This is a genomic window from Gluconobacter sp. (assembly GCF_047722525.1).
In the GTDB taxonomy this organism is placed as follows: Bacteria; Pseudomonadota; Alphaproteobacteria; order Acetobacterales; family Acetobacteraceae; genus Gluconobacter.
Map to the genome: position 1 here is coordinate 87,529 of NZ_JBDNYY010000008.1, position 14,428 is coordinate 101,956.

The following is a 14,428-nucleotide window of genomic DNA, read 5'->3' on the forward strand; positions in this document are numbered from 1 at the left end:
GCATATCGTTCTGTGTCATTTATGCCACGGTTTGACATAGAGAATGAGAATCTTTCGCAATATTGCGAAACAGATATTGAGAATTACTCGCATTAACCCTTTAAGGACAGCATCAGTTTTCGTTTGCAGGATCGTGATCCGATGTCGTCCAGAACGCCCCGTCCTCCGCTAGGCCCTCTTTCCCTTGCCGCTGGCCTGACGCTGGTCTGCTCTGCCGCCCATGCACAGGACGACACCCGGCATCACCACAGGCCCCGTCGCCAGCCTCTGCCCAAAAACGATGCGACCCATCCGCAGACCCCCACACTCACCCCGTCCAGGGCTATCCCGTCGGTGTCCGCTGCTCCGAAAAAAGCGGATGACAGCGTCATCGCAGCACCCGAGGAAGCCGAACATCTGCAGGTTGTCGGTTCGCCCATGAACATCCTGCATGAATCAATGGGGCTGAGCCGGATGCCGCAGGATGCGCTGCATACGCCGCAGACGATCAACATCGTCCCGCAGCTCCTGATGCAGCAGCAGAACGTCAAGTCACTCGACGAGGCCCTGCGCAACGTGCCGGGCATTACCGCCTCGGTCGGGGAAGGGGAGGGCGGCATGGCGGGCGACCAGTTCCTGATCCGCGGCTTCCAGGCCCAGAATGATATCTACGAGAATGGCCTGCGCGATTTCGGCGTCTATACCCGCGACAGCTTCGATTACGACCACGTTTCGGTCATCAAGGGGCCGTCCTCGGAAGTCTTCGGCAACGGCACGACAGGCGGTGCGATCAACATCACCACCAAGGTCGCTCATCTCGGCGACAGCTATAGCGGTGGCTTCTCGGGCGGCTCTGGTGCCTATTATCGTGGTACGCTCGATTTCAACAAACAGATAGGCGAGTCCACGGCTATCCGCATCACGGGCATGGGCAACGAGAACAACGTTGTCGGCCGTGACCAGCTCTATTCCCACCGCTGGGGCATCGCACCATCCATCGCCTTCGGTCTGGGCAAGCGTACCACCTTCACGCTCGAATATTTTCACCAGAGCGACAACCGTATTCCCGATTACGGTGTGCCCGTCGTCAGGAAACCCGGAACTTCATACGGTCTGCCAGTGACGGAGTATGGGGTCAGGCGCACCAACTGGTACGGCACGTCCTACGATCAGGATGCCTCGAACGTGGACATGCTGACCGGCCGCCTGAAATTCACGGTCAACCGGCACATCACACTGTACGATGACCTGCGTGGTGGCATGTACGAGCGGTATTTCTCGTCCTCGCAGGAAGCCTGCGATGCGACCTGTACGAAAAATCTCTTCACCAATCCGTCCGCTGCCATGGTCAGTCGTCGTGGTGGCGTTGGCGGTCCCGAGCCCTACCAGCAGAACGACTGGTCCGTGCAGAACGTCTTCTCCGCTGTGGCGAAGTTCAATACCGGCTCCATCCGGCATGAAATGATCGCCGGCTGGGACGTGTCGCATGTTTATGACCGCCGCACGAACTACGCCTACAATTTCGATGGTCAGAACGGCACGAAGAAAGACACGACCAGTCTGCTCAACCCGAACCCCAACCAGCCGGGCCTGCTTCTGGGTTCCCTGGGCCAGTATGCTCCCAACATCGTCAATATTCCCGGCGTGGGCCATGCCATCTACAAGACGGGTGATGCGACGGATGTCGGCGCATTCTTCTCCGAACAGATGTGGCTGCTGCCGGTCTTTTCCATCAAGGGCGGCTTTCGCTGGGATCACTGGAACAGCCACTATTCGGCCAATGGTGGCGTGGCCGGGTCCGGCATGGCTTTCGGACAGGATCAGGACACGTTCAACCCGACTGTCAGTCTGATGTACACGCCCAATGACAATACGATGGTGTATTTCAACTGGGCCCAGTCCACGACACCGCTTGGCCTGTATGTCACCAACAGTTCCGAGCCGCTGAAATCCAGCACGGAAGGCTTCAAGCCCGAGCGCAGCAGCCTCTATGAACTCGGCGCCAAGTACAATGCCTTCCACGGTCGCATGGGCTTCACGGCCTCCGTCTTCCGGCTTGAGAAGGGCAATTCTCTCCAGACGGACCAGAACGGTGACGTCTCATCCTCAAGCGACCGCCAGCGCAACCAGGGCGTGGAACTGAGCGTGTCGGGCGAGATCCTGAAGAACTGGACCATGATCGGCACCTATGCCTTTTACGATGCCAAGACCGTGGGCGGTGTGGCAGCGGACGTCGGCAAGCGTATCCAGTACGCCCCGAAGAACTCGGCCACGATCTGGTCCACCTACACGATTGCGCCCAACAAGCCGTACAACCTGACCTTCGGTGGTGGCCTGACATGGCGTGAAGGTGTGTGGCTTGATGCTGCCAATACGGCCCGCGTTCCGGCGACGGTGGAATGGGATGCCATGATTTCCCACAACATCACCAAGCGCTGGCGTGTTGCCATGAACGGCTACAACCTCGACAACCGCCTCAACTACGGCAGCCTGTTCAGCAACCGCGCCACGCCCTCGATCGGCCGCTCCTTCCTCTTCAATCTTTCGGCGGCGTACTGACCGCAGCCACCGCGCCTGACGGAGAAATCTTCATCTCCTTCAGGCGCCCGTGTACCCGCTCCAGCAACTCTACATCGCCCTTCGGCCCGAGTGCCGTCAGCTTCTGGTCCATCGCCAGCAGGATGTCGGACGTCGCATCCACGACCGCCTTGCGCCACCAGCCCAGCGCCTCGTCGATCCGCCCGGCATCCACAAGCGCCGTCGCATAATTGTGCTGCCCCCGGTAATCGCCGCCTTCGGCTGATTTGCGATACCAGTCCAGCGCCGCCGCCCGGTCCTGCGGCACGACCCAGCCTTCTTCCAAAAACCGTGCGTAGAGGTTCATGGATTTTGCATGACCCTTGCCTGCGGCCGTCCGGAACAGATCCAGTGCCCGCGCCAGATCCGGCTCCATGCCAATCCCGCGCATGGTGAGAATGCCCAGATTGTACCGGCCCCATTCGTCACCGGCTTCGGCCGCAGCCTCATAACAGCGGGCCGCCTGCTGAAGATCCTTCTCGCAGCCCCAGCCAAACTGGAAACACCGCCCGCGCATGTTGTGCCCCGGTCCGAAGCCGGCATTGCCCGCGATTGTGAACCATTCGAGGGCCGCCACCGGATCGCGCGGGACATAAACACTGTCCAGCAGGACCTGACCCCACTGCACGATCTGAAGATGCTGGCCCTTCAGCGCACCCTGACGGATGTCCTCGATCTGCGGGGGCAGGGCAGGTGTTTCCGACCGGCGCGACACTGGCTTGCGGCCCAGAAACTTATGAACGATCCGTTTCATCAGAGTGCCGGCACGATCTGCTGAACCTCGAACCCGTCCTTGCGGAGCAGGGCAGGGAGTCCCTTCGGCCCGGCCATGTGTAGGGAGCCGACCGCCACGAACAGTGACGTCCCACTCTCATGGATCTGTTCGATCTTCCGCGCCATGCCAACATTCCGCTGATCCAGAAGACGCGACATGAAGCGCCGCTCCTGCGCGGTGTTCAGGCAGTCGCACCAGTCCTGATAATGATCCAGCCGCTTGACGTCACTGGAGCCCCACATCTCCGCGAGCCGCTGGTTTTCGGTCTGCGTCCTGCCGGATGACACGCCCTTGACGATGTCATCAATGAACGCATCCTCATCCCCCTGATCCGGCCCGATCAGCAGTTCCCGCTGCATCTGCACTGTTTCCAGCCCGATCAGCGGCTTTTTCAGACTGCCGGCCATCCCCTGCAGGACGGCATCCACGGCATAATCCGGATAATAGCCGTCCCTGCGCGCCGAAAGCGCCTCGACCCCGGCGGCTTCCACGCCGACCGCCACATGCGCAAATGCCGCGCTGGGCACGCATTGCTGGTCCATGAGCGCATCCACCTGCGCCTTGCGTCCGGACTGCACGAGATGCGCCCAGCGGGCCGCATCTTCCGGCTGACGCAGCGTGGTCGCGGTGTCGGGCGCGTTCAGATCAAGCTCCAGCGCGATCTCGCTGCTCTGCAGGATCGCGGCGCGCGTCAGGGGACCGGGCAGCAGCCAGTCCTGTTTTGCAACATGCAGCGTTCCATACAGCCAGGAGGCGTGTCCGTCTTTCGTCACTTTCCACAGAAAGCCCCGGTCCGGTGCCGTCTGGAACATCTGCGCCATCCGGCTCTTGTCCGGCACGCTCGCTGCTGCGGGGCAACGGGGAGTCTGGGCGTTCGCAGCCATGCTGAACCCTGCGCAGACGCCAAAAACGGCTCCGGCAACAGAGTGAAAGAGACGATGTGACCGCACGGACCTGCCTTCTGAAAAAAGCGCCATATCCCGCATCATCCGCCAGTCCCGCTGTTCCGGCAACCCGCTTTGAGGCGCTCCTGCATTGCTGCCGCCCTCAACCCCGGACTTGACCGGATTGGTTCGCAATCTCCATATGGTCCCCCCTTAGTGTGAATGACCGAAACTGGCCCGTCCCCCATGTCCGACAAGACTCCCGATCCTTCCGTCACCGCCTTCAAGGAACAGCAGGACCGCTACCGCGATACCGTGTTCCTCCCCCGCACCGGTTTTCCGATGCGCGGTGGCCTGCCCAGGCGGGAACCGGACACGCTCGCCCGCTGGGCCGCAACGGGGCTGGACGAAAAGATCCGCGAGGCCGGGAAGGGACGTCCCGTCTTCACGCTGCATGACGGCCCTCCCTATGCCAACGGTCACATTCACATCGGACACGCCCTGAACAAGGTGATGAAGGACGTCATCAACCGCGCCCATCGCATGTCGGGGTATGAGGTCCGCTATCTTCCGGGCTGGGACTGTCATGGCCTGCCGATCGAATGGCGGATCGAGGAACAGTACCGCAAGGCCGGCAAGGACAAGGATCAGGTGCCCCTGCTCCAGTTTCGCGCCGAATGCCGACAGTACGCCGCTGAATGGGTGCAGAAGCAGGCGGACGATTTCAAGCGTATCGGTGTGCAGGCCGAATGGGCCAACCGCTATGTGACGATGGACTTCAGCTCCGAAGCCAAGATCGTCGACGAAATCGGCAAGTTCCTACTCAATGGCAGCCTCTATCGCGGCCTGCGCCCCGTCATGTGGAGCCCGGTCGAGAAGACTGCCCTGGCCGAAGCCGAGATCGAATATCACGACATCGACTCCACCACGATCTTCGTGGCCTTCCCGGTCATCAAGGATCCGACGCCCGCCCACGCCCTGAACGGCGTCTCGGCCGTCATCTGGACGACCACGCCCTGGACCATCCCGGCCAACCGTGCGCTCGCCTACGGTCCGGACATCACTTACGTTGTGCTGCGCGTCGATGAGACGAACGAGAACAGCGTCGTCCCGCAGGGGGCGAAGCTGCTGGTCGCTGAAGATCGCGTGGAAGCGTTCTGCACGGAAACCGGCATCACCGCCCATCACATCCTCTACACCCTGCCGGGCAACGGGCTTGAAGGCGCGGTCTGTGCCCATCCGCTGCGTGGCCGGGGCTATGAGTATGACGTGCCCATGCTGCCGGGTGATTTCGTCACGACCGATGCCGGTACGGGCCTCGTTCACATGGCGCCGTCCCATGGTCAGGACGATTTCATGCTCTGCCGCCAGTACGGCATCGAAGTCCCCGAACTCGTGCAGGACGATGGCCGCTATGCGGCGTGGGTTCCGCATCTGGCAGGCATCCACGTCTTCAAGGCTGCCGATCCGGTCTGTGATCTGCTGACGGAGGCGCGGCAGTCCGCCGAGCATGACGACGCCCCTGCCACCGGCCTGATGGGGCGCGGAACGGTCCGTCATTCCTATCCGCATTCGTGGCGCTCCAAGGCCCCGATCATCTTCCGCGCCACGCCGCAGTGGTTCATCGCGATGGATGGCCAGATGAAGCTGCGCGAAAAATCCCTGAGCGCGCTGGACAACGTCACTTTCGTCCCCGAAGCCGCCCGTCGTCGCCTCACGTCGATGATCGAACAGCGTCCCGACTGGTGCATCTCCCGCCAGCGCGCCTGGGGCGTTCCGATCGCGGTCTTCGTCGAGAAGCGTACGGGCGATGTCCTGCGCGATCCGGCCGTCATGCAGCGCATCGTCGAAGCCTTCCGCGAGAAGGGTGCGGATGTCTGGTACGAAGCCGATCCGGCAATCTTCCTTGGTACAGGCCGTGATCCCTCCGATTACGAACAGGTTTTCGACATCGTGGACGTCTGGTTCGAGAGTGGATCCACGCATCGCTTCGATCTGGGGCAGGAAGGACTGAACTTCCCGGCCGATCTGTATCTCGAAGGTTCTGATCAGCATCGCGGCTGGTTCCAGTCCTCCCTGCTGGAAAGCGTGGGCACGATGGGTGTCGCGCCTTACAAGGCGCTCGTGACCAATGGCTTCGTCATGGACGAGCAGGGCCGCAAGATGTCCAAATCGCTGGGCAATGTCGTGGCCCCGTCGGACGTGACCGACAGCCTCGGCGCAGACATCCTGCGTCTGTGGGTCCTGAACTCCGATACGAATGAAGACCTCCGCATCGGGCAGGAAATTCTCAAGCAGCAGGGCGAGCTCTACCGCCGTCTGCGCAACACGCTGCGCTGGCTCCTCGGGGCGCTCGATGGCTTCACGCCTGAAGAAGCTGTCCCCTACGCCGATCTGCCGCCGCTGGAGCAGTACATCCTGCACCGCCTGTCCGAACTGCGGGGCCTGATCGCCAGCGCGGTCGAGACGCATCAGTGGGTGGGCGTCTATCCGGCGTTGCATGGCTTCTGCACCACCGATCTCTCGGCCTTCTATTTCGACATCCGCAAGGATGCGATCTACTGCGACGCATCTTCCGATCAGACCCGCCGCGCTGCCCGCACGGTGCTGGACGTCCTGCACCGTGCGCTCTGCACCTGGCTCGCGCCCGTTCTGGTCTTCACGGCCGAGGAAGCCTGGCAGGCCCGTTTCGGCGAAGGGGAGAGCGTTCATCTCGCACAGTTCTTCGAGCCGGACGCGGAGTGGAACGATCCGGAACTTGGCAACCGCTGGGAAGACATCCGCGCTTATCGCCGCCTGATCACGACCGAGCTGGAAACGGCCCGTCGTGACGGCACGATTGGCTCCTCTCTCGAAGCCAGCGTCACGCTGCCGCTTTCGCAGGAAGAGGCCGGGATCTTCGGTGGGTTGGACTGGGCCGAGCTGCTCATCACGTCCCATGCCGAAACCGAGCTTCTGCCCGGTGAGACGGCGCATGGTGGCCCGCAGGTCGAGCGTGCGCCGGGCCATAAATGTGCCCGCTGCTGGAAGGTCCTTCCCGAAGTCGGTGACGATGCAGAACATCCGGCCCTGTGCCGTCGCTGCATCAGCGTGGTGAGTGCCTGATGTCCCTGTGGCATGACGGTATGAGCCGCACGGGGCGCATGGTTCTGGGGCTCGCCCTGCTGGTTCTGGTCCTCGTTCTGGATCAGGCCAGCAAGGACTGGATCCTGTACGTCTATCACCTGCCGGATCGCGGATCGGTCGAGATCCTGCCGTTCCTGAATTTCACGATGGTCTGGAACCATGCCGTGACGTTCGGCATGTTCGGCGGTCTCGGCAGCCGGGGGCCGTGGATCTTCTGCGCGGTTTCCCTTATCGCGGTGGGGCTTCTGGTCTGGACCCTGACGCGTACGAAGCGCACCCTCGTGGCGGCATCCTGTGGGGCGATTGCCGGTGGGGCTATCGGCAATGTCATCGACCGGCTGCGCTACGGCGCGGTGGTGGATTTTCTGCACGCCCATGCGTTCGGCTGGTCATGGTATGTCTTCAACGTCGCGGATTCCGGGATTGTCTGCGGCGTCGCCGTCTGGCTGATTGATTCCCTCCTCGCCGACCGTCAGGCCGCTGCAAAGTGATGCGGTCACGGAACTTCTTCCAATGGCTTGCTCCCGCGCCGCGCGGACTGTAGGAGTGTTGCATCATGATCGCGTCCCAGGGGCCCTCCATGCGTCGTAACCGTTATTCCGTTGCCCGTCTCAGTGTCCAGATGGGTGCCATGGCTTCCATCGGCCTGCTGCTTTCGGGCTGCTCGGGTGCGGATGTCTCACGCGCGATCGGTCTCGAACGGGCCATGCCCGACGAGTACACCGTCACCACCCGCGCTCCGCTCTCCATGCCGCCTTCCGAGCAGATGCAGCTCCCCGGCGCGGCGGATGCCCATCGCCCGGACGAAAGCCCGCGGATGCAGGCGCTTGAAACCCTGTCGCCTGACACGGCCCTGCACCCGGATGCCGGACAGGGCAGTTCGGGCCAGAGCGCGCTTGTCGGACAGGTGGACAAGTCTGCCAATGCGCCGAACAATGCCGAACTTGGCACGGCGGATGCAGGGTTCGTGGACAATCTGATGTTCTGGAGGGGGGGCAGCGCCGGTTCCGTCGTTGATGGGGACGCCGAAAACCGCCGCATCCGCGAGAATTCCGCCCTTGGACGCAATCCCGCGACCGGCGCCACGCCGACCGTTCGCAAGAAGAAAGCCTTCCTCGGCGTTCTCTGATCATAACCGTCCCGACCGCCTTCTGACCGGGCGTGTGGGACGGCCCTGTCTGCCGTCCGGACCCGTTCCGGACGATGAGGAGGCATCGTGACCGAGGCCCCGTCCTTTTCCCGCCCCACAATCCGTCGTCTTTCCGGCCACGTCATTGACCTGATCGCGGCTGGCGAGGTCATCGAGCGGCCTGCTGCCGCGCTCAAGGAACTGGTGGAAAACGCCATTGATGCCGGCGCGACCCGCGTCGTGGTCGCCCTGCGCGCTGGCGGAACGGACCGGATCGACGTTACGGACAATGGCTGCGGCATGAGCCCGGGCGAGCTGGAACTCGCGGTCGAACGGCACTGCACCTCCAAGCTTCAGGACGAACGCCTCGTTCAGATCCGCACGCTGGGCTTCCGGGGTGAGGCGCTGCCCTCCATCGGCGCCAGCGCGCGTCTGTCGATCACGTCCCGCACGCCGGAGTCCGACACCGCCTGGTGTATCCGTGTGGATGCGGGCGTCATCACCCCACCGCAGCCTGCTTCCGGCCCGGTTGGTACGCGTATCGTCGTGACCGATCTGTTTTTCGCCACCCCGGCGCGACGCAAGTTTCTCAAGAGCGCCCGCGTCGAAAGCGGCCATGCCGAATCCGTCATGCGGCGGCTCGCCCTGTCCGCGCCGCACTGCGCCATGCGCGTCCTGCTGGACGACAGGGTCCTGTTCGATCTGCCCGAACAGAGCCCCATCGCGCGTACGGCTTCCGTTCTGGACACGACGCCCGACACGCTGATTCCGCTGGATGAACAGCGGGGCTCTGTCCGTCTGTCGGGGTTTGCCTGTGGACCGGCCCGCACCCGCGCTACAGGATCGGGTCAGTTCATTCTGGTCAACAACCGCCCGGTGACGGACCCGATGCTCCGGACCGCCATCCGCGTGGCCTACCGTCCTGTCATTGAGCGTGGCCGCTTCCCGGTTATGGCGCTGCACCTGAAAGTGCCGCTGGAACGGCTGGATGTGAATGTCCATCCTGCCAAGACGGAACTGCGTTTCGCGGATGAAGCCGAAATCCGCTCTCTCGTGATTGGTGGTCTGGGCCGGGCGCTGGGGCATGGTTCGAGTGGCGGCGGCGGTATTCATGCCAGCTTCGGTTCGCGTCCCTCCATCGTCTATCCGCCCCGCCCTCCGGAGCCGCAGGAAAGACCTCTCTCCCTTCCTGTGCAGGGCAGTCTGCCTGCCGTACATGCGGCCCGACTCCCGACTCTTCCCGATGGTCCGGCCTCCGCCCCGCGCCCGGGATTTGCCGAGACGGATCAGGGTTTTGCGCCCGCTGCCAGACCGCCGCGCCAGCCGGACACGCTGGATCCGGCCTTTCCGCTGGGGGCTGCCATCGCGCAGGTTTTCGATACCTACATCCTCGCCCTCGCGCCGGATGGGGATCTCGTCCTCGTGGACCAGCATGCCGCCCATGAGCGCCTGACCCATGAACGCCTGCGCGAACAGTATGCCAGCGGCGGCACGCTGCGCGCGCAGGCCCTGCTTCTGCCGGAAGTGGTGGATCTGCCCCGCCGGGAGGCGGAAGCTCTCATGGCGTGCGCGGAGGATCTCTCGAAACTCGGGATCGACCTCGAATCCTTTGGTCCGGGCAGTGTGCTGCTGCGGTCGGTTCCCGCTCTGCTTGGCGCGCAGGATATCCAGGGTCTCCTGAAGGACATCGCTGATGAACTGGCCAGCGATCCGGATCTGGACGCCGCCAGTACGGGAAGTTTCTCGCATCATCTGGATGCCATTCTGGCGCGCATGGCATGTCATGGCAGCATCCGCGCAGGTCGTCGTCTCAAGCCTGAAGAAATGGATGCCCTGTTGCGTGAGATGGAACAGACACCGCGTGCAAATACTTGCTCTCACGGACGCCCCACATGGCTCAAACTGACCCGTCGTGAACTTGAACGTCTTTTCGGGCGCGTTAAATAACACGCAGGCTTGAAGAGTGGTTTCTTGCAACACCATGTTAGGACCGTCAGCGATCACTTCGTCGCCGGAGAAAGACAGAAAGTATGTCAGCGTCACTTAAAGCCACTTCCGAGGCCAGCAACGCCTCTTTCGTTCATTCTCTCCGCTCGATCGTGGGAGCGCGACATGTTCTGACGAAGCCGAGTGCGACCTTCCGTTTCCGTCGGGGTTTCCGCTTCGGAATGGGGGATGTCGTGGCCGTCGTCCAGCCGGGAAGTCTGGTCGAACTGTGGCGGGCGGCGAAGCTCTGTGCCGAGACGGGCCGGATCATCATCATGCAGGCCGCCAATACCGGCCTGACCGGCGGTTCCACACCCGACGGCAATGATTATGACCGGGACGTCGTCATCATCAGCACGAACCGGCTCGACGGCATTCATCTGATCGGTAGCGGCAGGCAGGTGGTCTGTCTGCCCGGATCGACCCTGCACGATCTGGAAGAGAAACTGGCTGCGATCGGCCGCGAGCCGCATTCCGTGATCGGGTCGTCCTGTATCGGCGCCTCCGTTCTGGGTGGCGTGAGCAACAATTCCGGCGGCGCTCTGGTCCAGCGCGGACCGGCTTTCACCGAGATGGCCCTGTTCGGCCAGATGGGCGAGGACGGCAAACTCCATCTCGTCAATCATCTCGGCATTCGCCTCGAAGGCAATCCCGAACAGATCCTTGCAGCCGTTCAGGCAGGACAGCTCCCGGAGTCCGCCATCGACTGGAAAGCCGGCCGTGGCCATGACGAGAATTACGCAACCCATGTCCGCGATGTGGACGCCGATACCCCGGCCCGTTTCAACGCCGATCCCAACCGCTGGTACGAAGCTGCGGGCTGCGCGGGCAAGCTGGTCGTGTTTGCTGTCCGTCTCGACACGTTCGAAGCCAATAAAAATCCGGGCGTGTTCTATATCGGGACGAACAACACATCCGACCTCGAAGACCTCCGCCGCCATGCCCTGACCCATTTTGACGAACTGCCCATCGCCGGTGAATACCTGCACCGCGATGCGTTCGACATCGCCGAAAAATATGGCAAGGACACGTTCGCCATCATCCGTTATTTCGGCACGAAATACCTGCCGATGTTCTTCGGCATGAAGTCCCGTTTCGATGTTTTCGCACAGCGCCTGCCGTTCCTGTCCAACCATTTCAGCGATCTGGCGATGCAGTTCCTCAGCCGCTTCCTGCCGAAGCAGCTTCCCCAGCGCATGTGCGACTACCGTGACCGTTTCGAGCATCATCTCATGCTCAAGGTCTCTGCCCCGATGACCGCACCTGTCCGGGCCTATCTGGAACAGTGGGCGTCGAGCACGGGTGGCGCTTTCTTTGAATGTACGCCGGACGAGGGCAAGCGTGCCTTTCTGCATCGTTTTGCCGCAGCCGGTGCTGCCGTCCGGTATCGCGCGGTCCATACGAAAACCGCCGAAGACATCGTGGCGCTCGACGTTGCCCTGCGCCGCAACGATCGTGAGTGGTTCGAGGTCCTGCCCAAGGAGATCGAGGACAAGATCATCCTCAAACTCTATTACGGCCATTTCTTCTGCCACGTGATGCACCAGGATTACGTGATCAAGAAGGGCTACAACGCCATGAAGGTGGAGCACGACATGCTCCCCGGACTGGACGCCCGTGGCGCCCGCTACCCGGCCGAACACAATGTCGGGCATCTCTACAAGGCGCCTGAGGAAATGGTTGCCCATTACCGCAGCCTCGATCCCTGCAACTGCTTCAACCCGGGCATTGGTCTGGCGACGAAGAAGCGGAACTGGGTTGCCGAGAGCGTCTGACGCGCTCCCGGTTCTCTTTCAGAATGCGGCGGTCAGGTTCATGTTGAAAGACCGCCCCATTCCCGGCAACGGCCCCAGAATGCCCGTGGCGTCGTAGTCCCCCAGCGAGAGCCCCCCGAGCGGCAGGTAGTATCGCTGGTTCAGCACGTTCGCGAGTTCTGCGTTGAGCGTAAAATATCGCCAGCGATAGCTCCCCCCGAGTCCCAGCAGGGCATAGCCCGGCGTGCGGGGTTCGTTGCGCAGCCAGTCCACGGTGTTCTTGGATTTCACGAGCGTCACCTCGATGCGGCCCGTCCAGTTCTCATAGGTCTCGTGCAGCCCGATCAGGCCGTTCGCGGGCATCTGGTGATACAGCCCCGAATGCGTGACCAGATCCACACCGCGCACCCAGTTGATGTTCCCGACCAGCTCGCCTCGTCCGTAGGCATGCCTGTCCCACAGGCGTACCGAACCTGAGGCGTTGATGCCGTAGCTCTGGGCATTGTGATTGACGAAACCCAGCATCGACAGTCCGTTGGAGAAGCTGCTCAGCCGCCGGACGTTAATGTAGTTGTGCGTGTAGGTATAAAACGGCTGGATCTTCAGGTCCCAGCGCTGGGTCGGGTTCGGATCATGCCAGTCCACCGTCACGCTGGCCGTATTGGCGACTTCAGGTGACAGGTTCAGGTTCCCCACATAGCCGTTGCCGTCACCAAACCAGCCGATCATGCGCGTCGCCATGCTGCCCATCCCCCAGGCATACCGTTCATACAGGTTCGGCGAGCGCGTCTTGCGGGCATAGCCGCCTTCGATGGACAGGCTGTCCAGCGGCTTCCAGCGGCCCGTTGCGGTCACGTCGAAATTGACGTCCGTGCGACCGCGTGACGCCTGATCGAACCGGTCTGCCGCCATCGCATCCGCCATGGACATCATCCCGGTCCAGGAATAGGGCGCGACCTTGCCGGTATTCATCATCACCAGATCATTACGGAATCCGAGCTGTGTGGAAAAGCGGGGCAGCCACTGCGCGTCCCATTCCGCGAAATGACCCAGCCGGTCCCGATGGCCGTTATTGATGTTGTGATAGGTGCCTGGCCCCATCATCATGCTGCCCTGAAGCGGCGGCCACCAGTCGTTCAGCCCGTTATGGTCGAAGGAACTGCCCAGCTTCAGCGTGTGTTTCAGTCCAAGCGGAATCGTCGCCTTGACCGCATAGGCCGCCGTCCGCGCATCCGTGTTCATCGGCATGCCCGTGGTCGCGCTGTGACCGCCCTTGTCCGACAGCATGTCCATGACATGTGTCACCCGCTGCCACGACCCGCGCACATCCAGCGTGCCCCAGTTGAAGTCGCCCTTGTACTTGCCATTCACGAAGGTGGATCGGTTGTTCGTCATGTCCATGTACTGGTTGGGAAAGCCCTCATAGGGAATGTCCTGCTGACCGAAGGTCAGGGCCAGCAGATGGTTGGCCTTCTTCACGCCCAGCGTCACGGCATGGTTGAAGCTCAGATACTCCGTGGACCGCACCCGTTGCCCGCTCCCGCCTGCCTGATAGTCGCTGGCATGGGAATAGGACGCCGTATAGCGCAGGCTGAACATGTCATTGGCGACCGTCAGGGATCCGGAAGCGCCTGAGCCGCCGCCATTGCTGCGATAGTCGCCGCGCACATGTCCCGTTACGAGGATATTGCCCGTTTTGGCAAAGAGCGGGTCTTTGCGCTCGATCTCGACGGTGCCACCGATGCTGTCTCCGCCCAGACTCACGGGCGTAATCCCCGCAATCGCCACGGCGCGCGAGACGCTGTCCGGATCGACATAGGACATGGCCGGGTTCATGTGGTTCGGGCAGGCCGCATCGATCCGCATTCCGTCCACCAGCGTCGCCACCCGGTCATCGGCCATGCCGTTCAGGACGGGCAGGGCAGACACGCCACCCGCGGCATAGGTGCTGTAACCGAGTGCGTGGTCCAGAAGATGCGCCGTATCCGTGTTGGTCGTTTGGGGTTGGTGTACGCCGATGACACGCAACTGTTCGGCCTTGGCGGACTCGACGGATTCCGGCGGGGAGAGGGCATCCTGTGCGGACGCTGCTGAAAAGGTGCTCAGGGTAAAAATCATGGCCGTCAGATAGGGGCGCGCATGATGTGCGCTTCCACCTGTACGGAAGGCGAAAAGGGGGAGCATGATCCGCATCCTCGACTGGTCTGAAATCCAGTCA

At 62.3% G+C, this 14,428-nt stretch carries 9 protein-coding genes; 6 read left to right on the forward strand and 3 right to left on the reverse strand.

Annotation, left to right across the window (positions count from 1 at the left end; all coding sequences use genetic code 11):
• Positions 1 to 141 precede the first annotated feature (141 nt).
• Complete coding sequence (locus ABF859_RS09610) at positions 142 to 2,538, forward strand: TonB-dependent receptor (protein ID WP_415527556.1); 2,397 nt, start codon at positions 142 to 144, stop codon at positions 2,536 to 2,538.
• Here ABF859_RS09610 and ABF859_RS09615 read toward each other — a convergent pair.
• On the reverse strand, positions 2,516 to 3,310 hold the full coding sequence (locus ABF859_RS09615; RefSeq protein WP_415527557.1) for a tetratricopeptide repeat protein: 795 nt from the start codon (positions 3,308 to 3,310) through the stop codon (positions 2,516 to 2,518). The genes ABF859_RS09610 and ABF859_RS09615 overlap by 23 nt on opposite strands.
• Positions 3,310 to 4,215 (reverse strand): TraB/GumN family protein, encoded by a 906-nt coding sequence (locus ABF859_RS09620; RefSeq protein WP_415527558.1) that lies wholly within the window; start codon positions 4,213 to 4,215, stop codon positions 3,310 to 3,312. The genes ABF859_RS09615 and ABF859_RS09620 overlap by 1 nt, the downstream gene beginning before the upstream one ends.
• 246 nt (positions 4,216 to 4,461) lie before the next feature.
• On the opposite strand from ABF859_RS09620, the gene ileS reads away from it, so the two are divergent.
• The 5 genes from ileS to dld all read left to right on the forward strand — a co-directional run bounded on the left by ileS (position 4,462) and on the right by dld (position 12,231).
• A complete protein-coding gene (ileS, locus tag ABF859_RS09625; RefSeq protein WP_415527559.1) occupies positions 4,462 to 7,320 on the forward strand; it encodes an isoleucine--tRNA ligase in 2,859 nt (952 codons plus the stop codon).
• Positions 7,320 to 7,832, forward strand: coding sequence for a signal peptidase II (lspA, locus tag ABF859_RS09630; protein WP_415527560.1), 513 nt, complete (start codon positions 7,320 to 7,322; stop codon positions 7,830 to 7,832). The genes ileS and lspA overlap by 1 nt, the downstream gene beginning before the upstream one ends.
• 65 nt (positions 7,833 to 7,897) lie before the next feature.
• Positions 7,898 to 8,470: a DUF3035 domain-containing protein gene (locus ABF859_RS09635; RefSeq protein WP_415527561.1), complete on the forward strand. Its 573-nt coding sequence runs from the start codon at positions 7,898 to 7,900 to the stop codon at positions 8,468 to 8,470.
• Positions 8,471 to 8,557: 87 nt separating this feature from the next.
• Positions 8,558 to 10,417 (forward strand): DNA mismatch repair endonuclease MutL, encoded by a 1,860-nt coding sequence (gene mutL, locus ABF859_RS09640; RefSeq protein ID WP_415527562.1) that lies wholly within the window; start codon positions 8,558 to 8,560, stop codon positions 10,415 to 10,417.
• Between the two features lie 83 nt (positions 10,418 to 10,500).
• Entirely contained in the window at positions 10,501 to 12,231 is a 1,731-nt protein-coding gene (gene dld, locus ABF859_RS09645) for a D-lactate dehydrogenase (RefSeq protein ID WP_415527563.1), read from the forward strand.
• A gap of 18 nt (positions 12,232 to 12,249) precedes the next feature.
• Here the strand turns inward: dld and ABF859_RS09650 are convergent, their stop codons facing one another.
• Positions 12,250 to 14,394 carry a TonB-dependent receptor gene (locus ABF859_RS09650; RefSeq protein WP_415527564.1) on the reverse strand — a complete coding sequence of 715 codons (2,145 nt, stop codon included), beginning with the start codon at positions 14,392 to 14,394 and terminating at the stop codon, positions 12,250 to 12,252.
• Positions 14,395 to 14,428: the final 34 nt, after the last annotated feature.

Bases quoted from the DNA above. Each gene is read 5' to 3' on its own strand.
- ABF859_RS09610 (WP_415527556.1), top strand. From the start codon at position 142: ATGTCGTCCAGAACGCCCCGTCCTCCGCTAGGCCCTCTTTCCCTTGCC.
- ABF859_RS09615 (WP_415527557.1), bottom strand. From the start codon at position 3,310: ATGAAACGGATCGTTCATAAGTTTCTGGGCCGCAAGCCAGTGTCGCGC.
- ABF859_RS09620 (WP_415527558.1), bottom strand. From the start codon at position 4,215: ATGGCTGCGAACGCCCAGACTCCCCGTTGCCCCGCAGCAGCGAGCGTG.
- ileS (WP_415527559.1), top strand. From the start codon at position 4,462: ATGTCCGACAAGACTCCCGATCCTTCCGTCACCGCCTTCAAGGAACAG.
- lspA (WP_415527560.1), top strand. From the start codon at position 7,320: ATGTCCCTGTGGCATGACGGTATGAGCCGCACGGGGCGCATGGTTCTG.
- ABF859_RS09635 (WP_415527561.1), top strand. From the start codon at position 7,898: ATGATCGCGTCCCAGGGGCCCTCCATGCGTCGTAACCGTTATTCCGTT.
- dld (WP_415527563.1), top strand. From the start codon at position 10,501: ATGTCAGCGTCACTTAAAGCCACTTCCGAGGCCAGCAACGCCTCTTTC.
- ABF859_RS09650 (WP_415527564.1), bottom strand. From the start codon at position 14,394: ATGCTCCCCCTTTTCGCCTTCCGTACAGGTGGAAGCGCACATCATGCG.